Raw genomic sequence first — 17,387 nt, forward strand, 5'->3', positions numbered from 1 at the left:
TTCGTTATCGCCGCCGTTCAGGCCTCCGGCGGCGAACGTCTCAGACCAGCCTGGAGCCGCCTTTGCTCAACGGGAACCCTAAGCTTCAACAGCCAGCTTCGCATTCAACCTCGCCGCCAGATTGACCGCCCGCAGGAAGACCCGGAACTGTTCTACCGCGTCGGATGCTTCCCCCGGCTCCGAGCCCAGCTTGCCCAGGCCGAGCAGCCGGCTGTAGAGCTGGGCCTGCTCGGGACCGATGGATTCACTGAAGGCCAGCATATGCAGCAGTTGGCTGGACGTGATCTGCATCTTGGGGCCCAGCCAGCCGCCCCATTTCCTGACGGCGGCCTCCTTGCGTTCGAACACGCGCGGCTTGGCTCGCTGAGCCTCGACCGGGGCGCCGTCGATGCCGAGGTCGGCGAGGTATTTGAGAAGCAGGACCAGGTTGGCGTCCTTGGCGTCCTTGGCATCGGCGGGCAGGCGCGCGAGCAGCCAGTCCTCGGCCTCCTTGCGGATGGGGTAGTCCACCTTGCCGATGCAGCCGAAGGCCCGGCCCGACAGGTTGGCCGGGCAGCCCTTGCATTCACCATCCAGCTCGCTGAGCGGCGCAATCATGTCCAGCAGTTGCCCGACCGTCACCTGTGTCTGCTTGGCCGTCCCGTCCGGGCTCTTGACGGTGATCTCGACCGTGCATTTGCTGGTCAGCGTCTCGCTGTCGGCGTGGGGAAACTTCTCGCGGAACTGGGCGATCGCGAATTCCGCAATGCCGCGGTGCCTGACCATGGACCGCAGCCTGACCTCCGGCGTGTACCGGCGGGCCGTACAGGGCCGCTGCAGTGCGAAATCGATAGCCATCTGATCCCTCCCTGGCGTGGCTCTTTCGCGCAGGAGTTTCGATGAAGCCTGCAGCTGCGCCAGCCCCCCGGATCCAGGGTGCAGTTGCTATTTACAACGGCAAGCCGGCCCGGATGCTCGTTGATCCGCCTAAGCGGCAGGCGCGGCCTGCCCCCTGAGCTGGGATAGGCGCTTGGGCCGGTCCGTCGACGCTGAGAGGGCTCGCAGCTCGACGTCAAGCTGGTTCAGCCCCTCCACAAGAGCGGATGCAGTCTCGAAATCCATCGGCTCCTTCTCCAGCAGGTCTTCGCCCTGCGCTTCGCGCAGCACGGAGCCGGGCACTGTCGGTTCCTGGGCACTCTCGGGCGCGATGAGCGCCCCACATCGCGACGCCGTGCCTCGCGGTAGTACGGCGCTACCTGTCCTTCGGCTGTCCGGCGGGTGGCCGGCCGGCTTCATCGGCCCGTCACCGTTAAATAGTTCTCTGGTCAGGCCACTCTCCGCATGATCGAATTCGGCCTGACCAATTTGTCGTGCGTCCCATGAAGTAAAGGGAACCATGTCCAAACCTTCCTCCTCCCGCCGGCCGGATCGGCGTCGCAGCCCGCTGAGCCGGAATTTCACTGCCGCGCTGTGGGCCGCGCTGCGCCGGATCGCGCGCCGGAGTCCCCGCCAGCCGGCCTCGCCGGTCCAGCTGCCATTGTCGGAACCGGCAGCCGCAGAAGCGAAGGCGCTGGCACGGGCCCTCACCGAATTGCTGGGCCAGCATCCGTCGACGCGGCGGGTGATGCGGCATCTGGGCTATGTGGAACACCAATTGGCCCGGCAAGGTGCAGCGGCCCTCTCGGAGATGCCCGTGCACATCGTGGCGACCGCGCTGTCGCAACTGGAGGCGATCGTCAGCAACTGGTCCAACCGCGACCTGGCGGAGCTGCGTTCGCGAATGGCCGTGGCCGTCAAGAAGGGCTCCGAGGATGAGTTCTTCGGCCCCGATGGCGAAAGGCGCTCGGTGTTCGCGACGGCGTCACGCCTCCTCGTCGGGGACGTGAATCACTCGGTGTTTGAGGAATTGCAGCGGCAATACCATGGCTTGGTCTCCCCGGAAGGCATCGAGGCGGCCCTGGGTGTCGCGGCCTCACGCGCAACTCCGGCTACGGCCTGACTTCAGCTGCGAATCTCCGCGCTGACCTCCTGAGGTCGCGGCGCTGAACCCCGCACCGCCTATCGCCCGGCCAGCAAGGTCGCCACCTCCGCCGCCGACCGCACGCCCAGCTTCGCAAACACCCGGGCCCGGTGCACTTCCACGGTCCGCACCGACACGTTCAGCTCGTCGGCAATGACCTTGTTGAGCTTGCCTGCCGCCACGCGCGTCATGACCTCGCGCTCGCGCTCGGTCAGGCTGGCCAGCCGCGCGCTGCGCTCGGCCACGTGCGCGCCCTCGGCCTGCATGGCCGCGTCCACGGCCAGGGCCTGCTCGATACGGTCGGCCAAGGCGTTGTCGCTGTAGGGCTTCTCCAGGAAGTCGAAGGCGCCCTTCTTTAGCGCCTCGACGACCATGGGGATGTCGCCATGGCCTGTCAGGAAGAGCACCGGGTTCCTCAGCCGGCGCGCCAGCAGTTCGTCGTGCAGGCGCGTGCCGCTCATGGGCTCCATGCGCACGTCGAGCAGGAACACGCCTTTGGGATTCCCTTCGCGGTCCAGCATCTCCAGCAGCGCCGGGCCGCCGTCGAAGGCGCGCACATGGAGGCCGCGTGAGCGCAGCAGGAAGGCGAGCGCATCACGCACGCCAGGGTCGTCATCGACGAGATGGATCGTGCCTTCAGCCATGGATCGTTTCCGTCTGGGTTTGCGGGCTCAGCGGCAGGCTGAACGAGAACAGCGCGCCGCCATTGGCGGCCTCGCTGGCGTCGAGCACGCCCTGATGGGCCTCGATGATGGAGCGGCAGATAGCCAGGCCCATGCCCATGCCGTCGGCCTTGGTGGAATAGAAGGCCGCGCACAGCTGTTCGACACGCCGGCCCTGCAGGCCAGGGCCGTTGTCCTGCACATCGACGCGCACGAAGTCGCCCACGACGCGGCTGCTGACTGCGATGCGCCGGCCGCCGTTCCCGGCCGGGCGCGCCTGCAGCGCATCCGCGGCGTTGCGCACCAGGTTGATGACCACCTGCTCAATCAGGACGGCGTCGGCCAGCATCGCCGGCACGCCCGGCGCGAGGCTCACGTCCAGCGTGACGCCGCGGCGCTGGCAGTCGCGCTTGAGCAGCTCGATGGCGGCGGTGACGACCTCATGCAGATCGCAGGGCTCGTGGCGAGGTTCGCGCCGCGTCAGAAACTCGCGGATGCGCGCGACGATGCGGCCGGCGTGCGCGGCCTGCTGGCCCAGGCGCTGCAGCGCGCCGAGCACGAGCTCGTCCTGCACGCCGAGCTTGGCCAGCGAGTTGGTGATGCCGGCGCCATAGCTGGCTATTGCCGTGAGCGGCTGGTTCAGCTCATGGGCCAGCGTGGAGGCCACTTCGCCGAGCATGGTCAGCCGCGCGTTGTGGGCCAGGGTCTCGACCTGGCGGCGCTCACGGTCTTCGAGGCGCTTGCGCTCGGTGATGTCGATGATGCTGCCCATCCAGCCGATCTGGCGGCCACCGGCGTCGACCAGCGGCGACTCGAACACCATCACGTCGACCATGCGGCCTGAAGCGTGCCGCCAATGCGCTTCGTAGCCCTCGCGCGGCGCATGGCCGGCCAGGTTGCGGCGGTTGCGCTCCGCCACCTCGGCCAGTGCGTCGGGCGGCCAATAAGGCATCGGCGGCAGCATGCCGACCAGCTGTTCGGCGGGCAGGCCGACCATGTCGCAGAAGGTGCGGTTGACGTACAGCAAGCGGCCGTCGAAGTCGCGGGCGCGCAGCGCAACAAGCGCCGAGTCTTCCATCGCCCGGCGCCAGGCGGCCTCCGTGCGGCCGGCCACCTCGGCCCGCTGCACCTGGCGCATCTGGCGGCGCAGCAACCAGCTGGCGACGGCGATCAGCGGCAGGAAGCCCGCCACCAGCACCCAGGCCAGCGGCCGCACGCCGTTGACGGCGGGGTCGCGCACCGTCAGCTCCAGCGCGGCGTCGGTCAGCGTCGCCTGCGTGAGCGGGCTGGCGCGCAGCGGGCCGGTCAGGGCGACGCGGTAGCTCGGCTTCTCGCCCAGGGCAGCGCGCAGGGGCGACTCGGTCGTGGAGGCGATGACCTGATCGGCGCTGTCGATGAGCTGCACGTCGTATTTGCGCGCCAGCCACCAGGGCACGCCACGCTTGAGCAGCAGGGCTGGCGCATAACGCACCACCAGCACGCCGTCGGGCGCGACGCGGGCGGTCAGGTGCAGGGACAGGCCGTCCTCATAGCGGTTGGCCTCGGACTCGGCCGGCACCTCGGCCAGCACGCGGTTGCTGCGCGAGTCCAGCCAGGTCACAGCCAACCAAAGGCGGCGCAGGCCGGCGTTGACCTCGGGGTGGGCCGCCAGCGCCGCGGTGCTGGGCACCTGGCCGGCCAGGCCCGCGGCGAGCTGGCGCAGATGGGCCTGCTCCTCGTCGATGCGGTCGCGCAGCTGGGCCTCAGTGCTGAGGGCGTCGGAAATCAGCGTCTGGCGCTGCAGCTCCTGCTCCTCGGCCTCGTTGGCGCGCACCCAGGTCAGCACGCCCCCCACGAACACCAGGGACAAACCCAGGGGTGCCAGCCACAGGCTTCGGGTCAAGAGCTCGCGCAGCGTCATGGAGTGCAGTCTAAGAAGAGAGTAGGCCGCGCGAAATGTGGAACTCCACAACTATCTGCAGGGTCCCGGGCTCGGAAGAATGCCGTCCAGACCCCTCATTCCAATATCGGAGACAAACCATGATCCTGCGCCGTCTCGCACTCGCCGTCGCCCTGGCCCTGCCTTTCAGCCTGCCCACGGCGGCCTTCGCCCAGGCCCCCATCGTCATCAAGTTCAGCCACGTCGTCGCGCCCGACACGCCCAAGGGCAAGGGCGCCCAGCGCTTCAAGGAGCTGGCCGAGCAGAAGACCGGCGGCAAGGTCAAGATCGAGCTCTACCCCAACAGCCAGCTCTACAAGGACAAGGAAGAGATGGAGGCCCTGCAGCTGGGCTCGGTGCAGATGCTGGCGCCGTCCCTGGCCAAGTTCGGGCCGCTGGGTGTCAAGGAGTTCGAGGTCTTCGACCTGCCCTACCTGTTCAAGGACACCGATTCCTTCCGCGCCGTGACCGACGGTCAGCTCGGTGCCGATCTCTTCAAGAAGCTGGAACCCAAGGGCATCAAGGGCCTGGCCTACTGGGACAACGGCTTCCACATCATGAGCGCCAACAAGCCGCTGCACAACGTGGCGGACTTCAAGGGCATGAAGATGCGCATCCAGTCCAGCAAGGTGCTGGACGCGCAGATGCGCGCCCTGGGCGCCATCCCGCAGGTGATGGCCTTCTCCGAGCTCTACCAGGCACTGCAGACCGGTGTGGTGGACGGCACCGAAGGCGTGCCGAGCAACTTCTACACGCAGAAGATCTTCGAAGTGCAAAAGCACATGACGATGTCCAATCACGGCCACCTGGCCTATGCGGTCATCGTCAACAAGAAGTTCTGGGACGGCCTGCCGGCGGACATCCGCACCCAGCTGGAAGCGGCCATCAAGGAAGCCACGACCTACGCCAACGCCATCGCCAGCACCGAGAACGGCCGCGCGCTGGAAGGCATCAAAGCCAGCGGCAAGGTGACCATCTACACGCCGACGCCCGCCGAGACCAACGAGTGGAAGAAGGCGCTGATGCCCGTCCACAAGGAGATGGAATCGCGCGTCGGCAAGGCCACCATCGAGGCCGCCTACAAGACGGCTGGCTTCGTCGCGCCGAAATAAGCCCCCCCCCCCCCGTACCGGCTGACGCCGGCCCCCCAGGGGGCAAGCCAGCGGCCTGGCAAAGCCAGTTCCGCGGCTTCGCTCGGTCAATACACCGCCTGGCGTCCGCCGGAAGCGGTTGGAGAAACTCATGTTGAACAAAGCGCTCAATCATCTGGAGGAGTGGATGATCTCCTTCCTGATGGCCGCGGCGACGCTGGTGATCTTTTTCGCCGTCGTGCACCGCTACCTGGCCGGGCTGCCCTATATCCAGGACATCGCCCTCAAGATCCACGTGAGCTGGGCCCAGGAGCTCTGCATCATCCTGTTCGTGTGGATGTGCAAGTTCGGCGCGGCCTATGGCGTGCGCACCGGCATCCACGTCGGCGTGGACGTCATCATCAACCGCATGTCGCCCGCCAACCGCGGCCGCTTCGTCATCTTCGGCCTGCTGGCCGGCGCGCTGTTCACCGGCGCCATCGCCGTGCTGGGCGGCACCTTCGTCTGGGACAACGGCGCCCACCACGCCTTCCTGGACCTCATCGGCCAGCCGCGCGAGGACGTGTACGAAGGCCCGACGACGCCTGACCTGGAATGGCCGACCTGGATGGTCTATTCGGCCATCCCGCTCGGTTCGGCGCTGATGTGCTATCGCTTCCTGCAGGTCTGCTGGACCTTCCACAAGACCGGCGAACTGCCCAAGCATGACGAGTCCCACGTCGAGGGCGTGGATGAACAGACCCCGCTGGAAGTGGAGGCCCGCAAATGAATGCACTCATCATCTTCAGCCTGCTGCTGGCGCTGATGCTGACCGGCATGCCGATCAGCATCTCGCTCGGCCTCACCGTGATGACCTTCATCGTCACGATGACCCAGGTCCCCATCGAATCGGTCGCCCTGAAGCTGTTCACGGGCATCGAGAAGTGGGAAATCATGGCCGTGCCCTTCTTCATCCTGGCCGGCAACTTCCTGACCCACGGCGGTGTCGCGCGGCGGATGATCAACTTCGCCACGTCGATGGTGGGGCATTTCCACGGCGGCCTGGCGCTGGCGTCCATCCTGGCCTGCTCGATGTTCGCGCTGGTCTGCGGCTCGTYGGTCGCGACGGTCGTGGCCATCGGCTCCATCGTGTTGCCCGCCATGGTGGCTCACGGCTACCCGATGCGCTTCGGCGCCGGCGTCATCATCACGGCCGGGTCGCTCGGCATCCTGATGCTGCCGTCGATTCCGAAGGTCATCTACGCGATCTCGACCAACACCTCCATCGGCGCTCTGTTCGTCGCCGGCCTGCTGCCCGGCATCACGCTGGCCCTGATGCTGGCCGCGGTGACCTGGTACATCGCCCGCAAGAACAACTACCCGCGCCTGGCCCGCATGGGCTGGATGGCCCGCTTCCAGGCCTTCCGCAAGAGCTTCTGGGGCCTGCTGCTCGTCGTCATCATCGTCGGCGGCATCTGGTCGGGCGCCTTCACGGCGACCGAGGCGGCGGCGATGGCGGCGGTGTACTCCTTCTTCGTGGCCATCTTTGTCTACAAGGACCTGAAGCTCAAGGACGTGCCCAAGGTGCTGAAGGACTCGGCCAACATGTCCGCGATGCTGCTCTACATCATCACGAACGCGGTGCTGTTCTCCTTCGTGCTGACCAACGAGAACCTGCCCCACCAGCTGGCCGACTGGCTGCTGGGCATGAACCTGGGGCAGAGCGGTTTCCTGTTCGTCGTCAACCTGGTGCTGCTGGGTGCGGGCAACTTCATGGACCCGTCGTCCATCATCCTGATCATGGCGCCGATCTTCTTCCCGGCCGCCATGCAGCTGGGCGTAAACCCGGTGCACTTCGGCATCCTGATCGACGTCAACATGGAAGTGGGCCTGTGCCACCCGCCGGTGGGCCTGAACCTGTACGTCGCTTCTGGCATCTCGAAGTTGGGCATCACCGAGCTGACCAAGGCCGTCATGCCCTGGCTGCTGACGATGATCGTCTTCCTCGTCATCGTCACCTACTGGCCTTGGCTGACGCTCGTCGTTCCACAGATGATGGGCATGTTGTGAGTTGGGGCCCCTCGTCCAACCGCGCCTCGCTGAACGCAGCCGCGTCTGGTCGGTCCCCCGAGGGGACGGCGATGCATGCGGCATCGAGCCGCACGCACATCGCCAGCGCGGGCCGGCTCGGGAGCGGCCCAGCGCTCGGCCCAAATACCGGTTCCGCTCATTCACGCATGGAGATCTGACAAGTCATGAGTGCGCTCCTCTTCGCGCTGGCCCTGCTGACAGTGCTGCTGCTCGTCTACATGGGCCGCTACAGCGGCCGGGTGCGGGCCGAGGAGAGCCGGCTCATCGCCGCGCCGCCTGAGGCCATCTACCAGCGCGTCAGCGACCTGGCGCAGTGGCAGGCCTGGAACCCCTGGCTGGAGCATGCGCGCGGTGCTCGCGCCGAGGCCGATGGCATCGCCCTGGCCTGGGATGTGCCCCACGTCGGCCGCGGCAGCGTGCGCCAGACGGGGCAGACGCCGTCGCGCGCGCTGCGCCAGCGCCTGCAGTTCGCCCTGCCCTTTGCCTATCGCGGCCGCTCGGACTGGCGCTTCGACCCCGCGCCGGGCGGCACCCGGGTCACCTGGCGCTTCAAGGGCCGCGTCGCCTTCACGCTGCGCGCCTTTGCCGCCACCGTACAAGGTGCCACGGCCCTGGACCTGCGCTTCGGCCTGGACCGCCTCGCCGCGACGCTGGAGTCAACGCCCCCGGCCTACACGCTGGATTACCTCGGCGTGCAGGAGCAGCGCGCCCACGCCTACGCCCAGGCGCACCACCGCAGCCCGCTGGACAAGCTGGCCGCGGAGTTGCCGCCACGGATCAAGGAGGTGCGTGAGCAACTCGCCACGGCGGGGCTGGCGGCAACCGGCACCGCCACCATCCACTATCTGAAGACCCAGCTCAAGCTGCGCATCGTCGACTGCCGGGTCGGCGTCGAACTTCCCGCCGATGCCGCATTGCCCAACGGCCTCAAGCTGCAGCAGCAAGCGGCCCACGCCGCCTATGTACTGCGCTACGACGGCCCGCCCGAGGCGCTGGAGCTGGCCTGGTACCAGGCCATGCAGCGCCTGCGCATCGAGCAGCACCAGCCGCATCCGCAGCTGCCGCCCTATGCCTGCTACCTGGGCGAGTCGGCACCCGGCCGGCGCGGTGTCGTGCACCTGTATTTGCCGCTGAAGACCTAGGAAACGCCCCACGGCACGCTATTTGCACTGCCCTGGGGCATGAACACGCCCCCGTTTGCCCTCCCCGGGCTGCGCGTGCTGCTGGCGGATGCCGGCCAGCGCCGCAGCCCCGTCATCCGCCTGGAGCTGATCCGGCTGCGCTGCCAGCTCGTCGACGTCATCGACCTCGTCGCCCAGCCCGACGCCCTGCCCATGGCCCTGCAGCGCCTGGCACCCGAGCTGCTGCTGGTCGACTGCGAGCAGCCCACACCCGAGCTGCTGGCCCAGTTGGGCGAATCCCTGCAGCAACAGCCCCGCCCGGTGCTGCTCTTTGCCGAGCAGATGGGCCCGGAGCAGATGCGCGCCGCCCTGCAGGCCGGCATCAGCACCCTGCAGCTCGCCGGCCTGCCGCCGCAGCGCCTGGGTGCCCTCTTGCAACTGGCCCTGGCCCGCTTCGAGCACGACCAGACCCTGCAGCGCGACCTGCGCCAGACCCAGACCCAGCTGGCCGAGCGCAAGCTCGTCGAGAAGGCGCGCGGCATCCTGATGCGCGAGCAAGGGCTGGACGAGGAGGCGGCCTTCCAGCGCCTGCGCCAGCTGGCCATGGACGGTGGGCAGACGCTGGCCTCGGTCGCCATGCGCCTGATTGATGCGGATCAGCTGCTGCGCGCCCGCTGAGCCTCGGCCTGGGGCGCGCGCGCACCAATCAGGGCTGATGCGGCGGCTGCTGCGTGTGCGTCATTTACCGCGCCGGGGCACCGGCCTGCCAAGAAGGATCGGGATGTCGAGCTTGCACGTGCAGCCTTGTCAATCCAGCTCTTTCATGATGTCGCCTTCCTTGTAGTCGTCGCGGTACTCGAAGTCCACCGAGTACTTGCCACTGCGCTTGAGCTGGACAGTCATCATGTACCAGCGGGGCTGGCCGAGATCCTGGGCAAGGCGCCAGTGACGCAGCGCTGCATCTTCAACCAGGCTTTCAAGTTCCCGCTTCGGAAAGTCCTTCCTGACAGCGCCATCCGGCGACGTGAACCAGTAGTCAGGCGCCAACACGCTTGCATCGGGCGTGACCCGGAAACTGAAGCGCACTTTCGCCGCACCAGAGCTTTCGCAAACCGCAAACAACGCCCCGGCGATGGCCTGCACAGATTCATCAAGTTTGTTCAGCATCAAATTCATCCCCCGGGGGTATTGGGAAACACTCGTTTGGTCGCCGCGCCGTCGATCCAATACCTCACGTCGATCCTCGTGGGCACCTCGCCAACAGCGGCATAGACAGGACTGACCTCCACCCTCACCTCCTTGCCCGCCTGCATCGCCTCGGCCCAGCGCGGTAAGTTGGGTCGCAACCCCAACGTCGACTGACCGCTACTTCTTGGGGTTCGCCAGTTCACCTCAAGCTATCGCGCTAAAACGCACGCCTGAGCTTTTGCAACCAACCCGGCTTGGTTGGGGCCGGCGCCGGGGCGGGCGCGAGGCCGTTGCCGGCGTGCGTTGTCGGTCCTTGCGGCCTCAGCAGGTCACCGGGGTAGTTGGGGAGCGAAAGGCAGAGCGAGTCGTCGACGCCGAAAGCTTTCACGACGGCGACGGCTTCCACGCACCAATTGCTGAAATAGCTGCTGACGCCCTCGTGGTTGTCATACCAGTAGGGCCATTCGTCCAGGTTGATCAGGCGTGACATGCCCTTCCTGGGCGGGTGGTGGAGTTCGGCGTACCAATGCTTGACGAAGTCCTGGAGCAACTTCGGTTGCCGGCCGGGCGGCGCATCCATCACCGCCAGCAGTCGTGCATGGGGCTTGAAGTGGCAAAGCTGAGTGCCGATCCGTCGCCCCGGCTGCCATGTGAAGCACAGCGGCAGTCGCGGCGATCAGCGCAGCCGGGTCGGCTCCATGTTGTAGATGAACAGCGCTGCCTTGCGGCCCCGTTCCTTCTCACCGGCGTCAAAGGCGCTGAACATCTCGGCGAGTTTGGCGTCGATCTGCTGGGCTTCGGCCAGGTCGCGCTTCAGCGCAGGGCGAATCGATGCCCACAGTTCCTTGATGTCGGCCATGTGGCTTTCATAGGTCACATAGCTCCAATCGGGGTAATCATCGGGTGGGTTGCCGATCGCCAGATTGATCGAACCGTTGAAGTTTTCCAGGTCTTCTCGAAGCGACATGATGCGTGTCATTCAGTGTTTCGGCGGCAGCGTCTTCGGATCCGGAATCAGCACCTTGGGAATGGCATAGGAGCCGCCCAGCTCTGTCGGTCTGACGATCAGGAAGCTTCCCGATCGTATGTTGTTCCATCGTTGCAATTGCTCGCTGCTTGGCTGCTTTCTCGAGAGCGAGATGCGCCATGCCGGGGCGCATCGGCGTCACGCTGCACCGGATCGAAGGCATCAAGGCTTTCAAAAGGGGCAACGCTGTAGTTGTCCAGCCGCATGGGGCGCTCCCTGTCTTGGTATGGCCGCATTGAAGCGGCTGACCCTGTCGGCGGGCAATTGCGGGCGCTCCTAAAAATGCATGCCCGCACCCGGGGCGCCGCGCACCCGGACGCACCAACACGCGTCGCGACTGCACGCACCGACCCGGCGCAAACCGCCCGCCACAGCGCCTGCCATGCGCCAAGCGCGTGCAAATCGGGCCTGGCGCCACGGTGCGGGGGCTGGCACGCAACCTGCGTTAACCAATGCGAGGCCTGCAATGGCGCAGGCCTCTCGGGCCGGCCGGCTGATGAATCGGCCGGCACTTCGGGACAACGGCGTCCGACCTCTCCTTTGTCGCTCGCACTGCTCGTCGCGGTGCGGGCGATGCGTGGTCGCACGGCGTTGCGCCTTGCATGAACAGGAGCCCGTGATGACCGCCAGCGACAACTCGAACGCCACGCCCCACCTTCAGCGCCGCAGCCTGCTGGCCGCGGCTGCAGCCCTCCCCACCCTCGGCTTGGCCGGCGGTGCCTGGGCCCAGGGATCGGACAAGCCCGAGAAGGAGGAAGTGCGCATCGGCTTCATCCCGCTGACGGATTGCGCATCGGTCGTGATGGCCGCCGAGCTGGGCTTCGACAAGAAGTACGGCGTCAAGATCATCCCGACCAAGGAGGCTTCCTGGGCCGGCGTGCGCGACAAGCTCGTCAACGGCGAGCTGGACATGGCGCATGTGCTCTACGGCCTCGTCTACGGCGTCCATCTGGGCACCAGCGGCCCCAAGAAGGACATGGCCGTGCTGATGAACCTGAACCACAACGGCCAGGCCTTCACGCTGTCCAAGGCGCTGGCCGACAAGGGCGCCGTCGACGGCCCGTCGCTGGCCAAGGTGATGGCGGCCAACCCGCGCGAATACACCTTCGCTGGCACCTTCCCGACCGGCACCCACGCGATGTGGATGCATTACTGGCTGGCCGCCGCGGGCATCAACCCGATGTCGGGCGCCAAGCTCATCACCGTGCCGCCGCCGCAGATGGTGGCCAATATGCGCGTGGGCAACATGGACGGCTTCTGCGTCGGCGAGCCCTGGAACCACCGCGCCATCATGGACGGCATCGGCATCACGGCCAACACGACGCAGGACCTCTGGAAGGACCATCCGGAGAAGGTGCTGGGCACCAGCGCCGACTTCGTCAAGAAGTACCCCAACACCACCCGCGCCGTCATGATGGCCKTGCTGGAGGCCAGCCGCTGGATCGACGCCAGCCTGTCCAACAAGCTGAAGATGGCGGAGACGGTCGCGCAGAAGGCCTACATCAACACCGGTGTCGACGCGATCAACCAGCGCATCCTGGGCCGCTACCAGAATGGCCTGGGCAAGACCTGGGACGACCCCAACCACATGAAGTTCTTCAACGACGGGACGGTGAACTACCCCTACCTGTCCGACGGCATGTGGTTCCTGACTCAGCACAAGCGCTGGGGCCTGCTCAAGTCCCACCCTGACTACCTGGCGGTGGCCAAGCAGGTCAACCAGACGGCGCTCTACAAGCAAGTGGCCAGCGCCATGGGCATCAACGTGCCCAAGAGTGACTTCCGCACCAGCAAGCTGATCGACGGCGTTGTCTGGGATGGCAAGGACCCGGCGAAGTACGCCGACGGCTTCAAGATCAAGGCTTAATCATGGTCTCCGCAGTCTTCCACTCCCCGGGCGAAGCCGTTGCGGCTTCTGCATCCACCACCACCGCCAGCGCCAGCCGCCCCGCGGTTGCCGCACCCGCCGAGATGCCCAAGCCTGCACCGAAACGCACGCCCTACGACTGGCGTGCGCTGGCGATGCGCGTGCTGCCCCCCGTCCTCGGCATGGCCCTGCTCATTGGCCTTTGGGGCCTGGCCACCATGAAGGGCGGCAGCTTCCCCACCCCGGCAGCAACCTTCGATGCCGCCGTGCAGCTCTTCTCCGACCCGTTCTATCGCAAGGGCCCGAACGACCAGGGCATCGGCTGGAACATCCTGAACTCGCTGTCGCGCGTCGGCATGGGCTTCGGCCTGGCGGCCCTCGTCGGCATCCCGCTGGGTTTCATCATCGGCCGCTTCGAGTTCGCCAACCGCATGGTGTCGCCGCTGATCGCGCTACTCAAGCCGGTGTCTCCGCTGGCTTGGCTGCCCATCGGCCTGCTGGTGTTCAAGAGCGCCAACCCGGCCGCGATCTGGACCATCTTCATCTGCTCGATCTGGCCCATGGTGGTGAACACAGCCGTCGGCGTGCAGCGCGTGCCGGTCGACTACCTCAACGTCGCCCGCGTGCTGCGCCTGTCCGAGTGGAAGGTCATCACGCGCATCCTGCTGCCCGCGGTGCTGCCCTATGTGCTGACCGGCGTGCGCCTGTCGGTCGGTACGGCCTGGCTGGTCATCGTCGCGGCCGAGATGCTGACCGGCGGCGTCGGCATCGGCTTCTGGGTCTGGGACGAGTGGAACAACCTCAACGTCGCCCACATCATCATCGCCATCTTCGTCATCGGTACCGTCGGGCTGCTGCTTGAATGGTTCCTGATGTCTCTTGCCAAGCACTTCACCTTCGAGGACTGATGCCATGAAGCCCTTCATCCAAGTGCAAGCCGCCGAGATGGTCTTCACCACCCGCAAGGGGCGCTTCCATGCGCTGCAGGACGTCAATCTCGACGTGCAGCGCGGCGAGTTCATCACGTTGATCGGCCACTCGGGCTGCGGCAAGTCGACGCTGCTGAACCTGATCGCCGGCCTGCTGGCGCCAACCTCGGGCGCGCTGATCTGCGACGGCCGCGAGATCGCCGCACCGGGGCCCGAGCGTGCCGTCGTCTTCCAGAACCACTCGCTGCTGCCCTGGCTCTCCTGCCTGGACAACGTGCTGCTGGCGGTCGAGTCCGTCTTCAGCGGCAAGGAGAGCCCCGCCCAGCTCAAGGTGCGCGCCCGCGCCGCGCTGGAGCTGGTGGGCATGAGCCATGCGCTGCACAAGCGCCCGCATGAAATCTCGGGCGGCATGAAGCAGCGCGTCGGCATCGCCCGGGCCCTGGCCATGGAGCCCAAGGTGCTGCTGATGGACGAGCCCTTCGGTGCGCTGGACGCGCTGACCCGCGCCAAGCTGCAGGACGAACTGCTGAAGATCGTCGCGCGCACGCAGAGCACGGTGGTCATGGTGACCCACGACGTGGACGAAGCCGTGCTGCTGTCGGATCGCATCGTCATGATGACCAACGGGCCGGCGGCGACGATTGGCGAGATCCTGTCGGTGGGCATCCCGCGGCCGCGGGTGCGTGTGGAGCTGGCGGAAGACGCTCGCTATGTGGCGGCACGCAAGGAGGTCATCGACTTCCTGTACACAAGGCATGCGCATGTGGAGCAGGCGGCTTGAGGGTTTGAGGGTTTGAGGGTTTGAGGTTGCTTTTGCGGGGAGCGCTGCTGATCGATGCATTGCCGGGAGTCCGTCCCGGCGGCCGGGTAACTTTCTTCTGCGGGGCTGTATAGACCGGAGACATGGGTAACACCCGTGCCAGGACATGGGTACCAACGTCGGCTCGCGCAGGTCGAACTGCGTGAACCGCTGATGGCAGAAGTACACGTCATGCAGGCCATCGCACTCCAGGCTCGGGCGGATGCCGATGGGCAGTCCCTGCAGTGCGCTGGACACGTGCAGTTTGCGCCGCTGGAAGTGGAAGAAGCCGTTCCAGCCGACGGTGACCACGCAATCCGTGTCGGGGTACTCGATGGGGCGCAGCACCTCGTTGTAGCCGACGGCGCTGGGCCGGTAGCGCTGCATGGGCGCTTGCAAGCCCAGTGCCTCGTGCGGACGCTGGCAGTTGTAGCTCGGGCGCCAGGCATCGAACGCGCACTGCACAGCAGCGATGTCTGTGAAGTGCCGCCCGGCCAGCACCTCCACGTCCAGCGTGCGGTGGAACCGCTCCAGTTTGCCGTTGGTCTGCGGATGGTGAGGAGCGCTGAAGCTCACTCGCACGCCCTGGCGGATCAGCCAGACCGCCAACTCGCTGAGGCTGTGCCCGCTGGCCTTAGGCGTGCCCCAGGGCGAGCCGTTGTCGGCGTTGATGCGCAGCGGCAGCCCGTAGCGCTGGAACGCCTGGATGAGTTGATCGCGCACAGCGGGCGTGTCGGTGCGCGTCAGCGCGTGCAGGCAAAGGTTGAAGCGCGAGTGGTCGTCCAGCAGCGTGAGCGCATGGCAACGCCCGGCCAGCGTGGGGAAGTGGCCCTTGAAGTCGATCTGCCACAGACAGTTCGGAGCTTCGTGCTCGAAGCGCTGCCAGGGCCGGGCGGTGTCGCTGGCCGCGGGACTGATCAGGTCGTGCCGATGCAGGATGCGCGTGACGGTGCTGGGCGCCACGCAAGCCTGGCCAAGGTCCGCCAGGCGCCGGGCGATCTTGCGGCCGCCCCAGGCGGGGTGCTCGCGACGAACGGCCAGCACGGCCTGCTCGATGGCATCGCAACTGCGAGCGGGGCTGCTCAGCGGGCGGCGACTGCGGTCATGCAGCACCTGGACATCGCCCTGAGCGAGTTCAAAGCGGCCGAGCCACTTGTAGCCGGTCTTGGGGCTGATGCCGAACCGGCGACACAGCGCACGCACGTTGGCGCCGTCCTGGCGGGCCAGGTGCACGAATTCTTCACGCAGGGACACGGTGCTCTTCTCCGTCCAGACCATGGGCTTCTTCCGGGGCTTCTAAACCCCGAAAGCGTTACCCATGTCCTGGCACACCCGTTACCTATGTCCCCGGTCTATACAGCGCCGCAGAAGAAAGTTACCCGGCCGCCGGGACGGACTCCCGGCAATGCAGCAAGCAAACGCACGCCGGGCAAAAGCATCCAACCCAAAACCCCACCTCACCCCAAGATCAACTGCAACGACCCCTGCAACGCCTGAATCAACGCCTCCAGCGCCTGCAGCAGCCTCTCGCTGCCTTGGTGCATGCGCTGCACCGCGTCGCCCTGCTCGACGCGCAGGCCACGCAGCAGCAGCAGCCAGGCCTCGTCCACGTCCTTGAAGGCCGGCTGCAGGGTCGGGCCTGCGAGTGGCGCGGCGCGCACGCTGTCATAGGCCTTGATGAATTCATCAAGCCCCGCGGCGAGGCCGCTGGCGTCGTGGCCCGGCATGACCTGGGCGAGCAGGCCTTCCTTGGCCAGGCGCTGGCTCAACAAGCGCAGCCGCGTGACCTGAGCCAACAGCCCGACCGGGCGCTGGCCGGCGCGTTCGGACAGGCGGGCGACCAGCGTCTCGCTGCTTTCCAGCAGACGCTGGGCGGCGCGGTCGCTGCGGCCGAGGTCGGGCTGGCGGTTGGCCAGCGCGGCGTCCAGCTGAGCCCAGGCGGCCGATACGGCAGACAACTCCTCGGCCAGATCGTGGCGCAGCAGCTCGGCCAGCCGGGCGAGATTGGCCGCCACGCGTTCGGCCGACGCGTCCAGCAGGGCCTGGGCCTCGCGGCGCTCGGGCGGCGTGAGGCGCGGCCACTGGCGCAGGGCCTGCAGCTTGACCAGGCGCTGGCTCAGCATGCGCTGGGCGCCGGCGCGCTCCAGCGCTTCGGCCAGCTCGCTCGTGTGCACGACGCCACGCGCCACCTCGGGCAACTTGGACTGGGTCTGCATCGCCGTGTTGCGCAACAGCGCGAAGGCGGCCGCCTCGTCGATGCCGCGAGCCTGCATCAACAGGCCCTTGGCACGTTCTGTCCACTTGCGCTCGTCCAGCTTGGCCTGGGCGGCGAGCTCGCGGGCATGCTGCTGGGCAGTCAGATCACGCGCCCACAGCAAGGCCTCGCCCAGCACGCTGGCATCCACGTCGGCCGGCAGCCATTGCACGGCACCGCGGGCCAGCGCAGCCTGCCGCTCGGGCCCCTGAGGCGGCGGCGACAGCAGCACCACGGGCAAGCCGAAAGCCCGCTCCGAGTGCAGAAGTTGCGCCAAGGCGGTGCGGTCCGGGCACCAGAGCAGCCCGACGGCCGGACCGTCGGCGGGCGGCGCAAGCTCCGAAACGGTGCACACAGACCAGCCCAGGGCCTGCAAAGCGGCCACCTGGGGCGGCGGTTCAGGGCCGCAGATCAGCGAGGGCAGCAGGGGCAGCGAGGTAGGAGCGGCGGTATCAGGCATGG

At 67.0% G+C, this 17,387-nt stretch carries 18 protein-coding genes and 1 pseudogene; 9 read left to right on the plus strand and 10 right to left on the minus strand.

Translation table 11 applies throughout. The features are described from left to right. Nucleotides 1-78: 78 nt before the first annotated feature. The gene (locus ACXJKJ_RS09755; RefSeq protein WP_457389970.1) at nucleotides 79-837 is read right to left on the minus strand and encodes a hypothetical protein; all 759 of its coding nucleotides are present in this window, start codon (nucleotides 835-837) and stop codon (nucleotides 79-81) included. A gap of 129 nt (nucleotides 838-966) precedes the next feature. Further along, nucleotides 967-1,158, minus strand: coding sequence for a hypothetical protein (locus ACXJKJ_RS09760; RefSeq protein ID WP_457389971.1), 192 nt, complete (start codon nucleotides 1,156-1,158; stop codon nucleotides 967-969). A 217-nt stretch (nucleotides 1,159-1,375) separates the two neighbouring features. On the opposite strand from ACXJKJ_RS09760, the gene ACXJKJ_RS09765 reads away from it, so the two are divergent. Beyond that, complete coding sequence (locus ACXJKJ_RS09765; RefSeq protein WP_457389972.1) at nucleotides 1,376-1,978, plus strand: hypothetical protein; 603 nt, start codon at nucleotides 1,376-1,378, stop codon at nucleotides 1,976-1,978. 59 nt (nucleotides 1,979-2,037) lie between these two features. Here ACXJKJ_RS09765 and ACXJKJ_RS09770 read toward each other — a convergent pair whose 3' ends face one another. Together ACXJKJ_RS09770 and ACXJKJ_RS09775 are read right to left on the minus strand one after the other, a co-directional pair. Then, nucleotides 2,038-2,643, minus strand: a complete 606-nt coding sequence (locus ACXJKJ_RS09770; protein WP_457389973.1) for a response regulator transcription factor — start codon at nucleotides 2,641-2,643, stop codon at nucleotides 2,038-2,040. Then, nucleotides 2,636-4,561, minus strand: coding sequence for a sensor histidine kinase (locus ACXJKJ_RS09775; RefSeq protein WP_457321152.1), 1,926 nt, complete (start codon nucleotides 4,559-4,561; stop codon nucleotides 2,636-2,638). The genes ACXJKJ_RS09770 and ACXJKJ_RS09775 overlap by 8 nt, the downstream gene beginning before the upstream one ends. Nucleotides 4,562-4,680: 119 nt before the next feature. On the opposite strand from ACXJKJ_RS09775, the gene ACXJKJ_RS09780 reads away from it, so the two are divergent. The 5 genes from ACXJKJ_RS09780 (at nucleotide 4,681) to ACXJKJ_RS09800 (ending at nucleotide 9,539) form a co-directional block, all read left to right on the plus strand. Then, on the plus strand, nucleotides 4,681-5,691 hold the full coding sequence (locus ACXJKJ_RS09780) for a TRAP transporter substrate-binding protein (RefSeq protein WP_457389974.1): 1,011 nt from the start codon (nucleotides 4,681-4,683) through the stop codon (nucleotides 5,689-5,691). Nucleotides 5,692-5,821: 130 nt separating this feature from the next. After that, nucleotides 5,822-6,439: a TRAP transporter small permease gene (locus tag ACXJKJ_RS09785; protein ID WP_056194556.1), complete on the plus strand. Its 618-nt coding sequence runs from the start codon at nucleotides 5,822-5,824 to the stop codon at nucleotides 6,437-6,439. Next, nucleotides 6,436-7,719 (plus strand): TRAP transporter large permease, encoded by a 1,284-nt coding sequence (locus ACXJKJ_RS09790; RefSeq protein ID WP_457389975.1) that lies wholly within the window; start codon nucleotides 6,436-6,438, stop codon nucleotides 7,717-7,719. Before ACXJKJ_RS09785 ends, ACXJKJ_RS09790 begins: the two co-directional genes overlap by 4 nt. A gap of 185 nt (nucleotides 7,720-7,904) precedes the next feature. After that, the gene (locus ACXJKJ_RS09795) at nucleotides 7,905-8,882 is read left to right on the plus strand and encodes an SRPBCC family protein (RefSeq protein WP_457389976.1); all 978 of its coding nucleotides are present in this window, start codon (nucleotides 7,905-7,907) and stop codon (nucleotides 8,880-8,882) included. A gap of 39 nt (nucleotides 8,883-8,921) precedes the next feature. Next, complete coding sequence (locus ACXJKJ_RS09800) at nucleotides 8,922-9,539, plus strand: ANTAR domain-containing response regulator (protein WP_056194563.1); 618 nt, start codon at nucleotides 8,922-8,924, stop codon at nucleotides 9,537-9,539. Nucleotides 9,540-9,668: 129 nt separating this feature from the next. On the opposite strand, the gene ACXJKJ_RS09805 is transcribed toward ACXJKJ_RS09800, so the two are convergent. The 4 genes from ACXJKJ_RS09805 to ACXJKJ_RS09820 all read right to left on the minus strand — a co-directional run bounded on the left by ACXJKJ_RS09805 (nucleotide 9,669) and on the right by ACXJKJ_RS09820 (nucleotide 11,282). Continuing rightward, entirely contained in the window at nucleotides 9,669-10,028 is a 360-nt protein-coding gene (locus ACXJKJ_RS09805) for a hypothetical protein (RefSeq protein WP_457389977.1), read from the minus strand. Nucleotides 10,029-10,266: 238 nt separating this feature from the next. Then, the gene (locus tag ACXJKJ_RS09810; RefSeq protein WP_457390004.1) at nucleotides 10,267-10,716 is read right to left on the minus strand and encodes a PoNe immunity protein domain-containing protein; all 450 of its coding nucleotides are present in this window, start codon (nucleotides 10,714-10,716) and stop codon (nucleotides 10,267-10,269) included. A gap of 9 nt (nucleotides 10,717-10,725) precedes the next feature. Then, nucleotides 10,726-11,028 (minus strand): hypothetical protein, encoded by a 303-nt coding sequence (locus tag ACXJKJ_RS09815; RefSeq protein WP_457324219.1) that lies wholly within the window; start codon nucleotides 11,026-11,028, stop codon nucleotides 10,726-10,728. An 86-nt stretch (nucleotides 11,029-11,114) separates the two neighbouring features. Continuing rightward, entirely contained in the window at nucleotides 11,115-11,282 is a 168-nt protein-coding gene (locus tag ACXJKJ_RS09820; protein ID WP_457324220.1) for a hypothetical protein, read from the minus strand. Between the two features lie 413 nt (nucleotides 11,283-11,695). Between ACXJKJ_RS09820 and ACXJKJ_RS09825 the strand changes: the two genes are divergently transcribed. The 3 genes from ACXJKJ_RS09825 to ACXJKJ_RS09835 are packed head-to-tail and all read left to right on the plus strand — an operon-like array spanning nucleotide 11,696 to nucleotide 14,653. Continuing rightward, nucleotides 11,696-12,943 carry a CmpA/NrtA family ABC transporter substrate-binding protein gene (locus ACXJKJ_RS09825; protein ID WP_457389978.1) on the plus strand — a complete coding sequence of 416 codons (1,248 nt, stop codon included), beginning with the start codon at nucleotides 11,696-11,698 and terminating at the stop codon, nucleotides 12,941-12,943. Nucleotides 12,944-12,945: 2 nt separating this feature from the next. Beyond that, nucleotides 12,946-13,851 (plus strand): nitrate ABC transporter permease, encoded by a 906-nt coding sequence (gene ntrB / locus ACXJKJ_RS09830; protein WP_457389979.1) that lies wholly within the window; start codon nucleotides 12,946-12,948, stop codon nucleotides 13,849-13,851. A 4-nt stretch (nucleotides 13,852-13,855) separates the two neighbouring features. Further along, nucleotides 13,856-14,653, plus strand: a complete 798-nt coding sequence (locus tag ACXJKJ_RS09835; protein WP_457356539.1) for an ABC transporter ATP-binding protein — start codon at nucleotides 13,856-13,858, stop codon at nucleotides 14,651-14,653. Nucleotides 14,654-14,815: 162 nt separating this feature from the next. Here the strand turns inward: ACXJKJ_RS09835 and ACXJKJ_RS09840 are convergent. Together ACXJKJ_RS09840 and ACXJKJ_RS09845 are read right to left on the minus strand one after the other, a co-directional pair. Further along, a pseudogene (locus ACXJKJ_RS09840) lies at nucleotides 14,816-15,949 on the minus strand (IS481 family transposase); the annotation flags it as partial. A gap of 179 nt (nucleotides 15,950-16,128) precedes the next feature. Continuing rightward, the gene (locus tag ACXJKJ_RS09845; RefSeq protein ID WP_457389980.1) at nucleotides 16,129-17,385 is read right to left on the minus strand and encodes an ANTAR domain-containing protein; all 1,257 of its coding nucleotides are present in this window, start codon (nucleotides 17,383-17,385) and stop codon (nucleotides 16,129-16,131) included. Between the last annotated feature and the right edge of the window lie 2 nt (nucleotides 17,386-17,387).

The sequence above is a fragment of the Roseateles sp. P5_E1 genome (genome assembly GCF_054049335.1).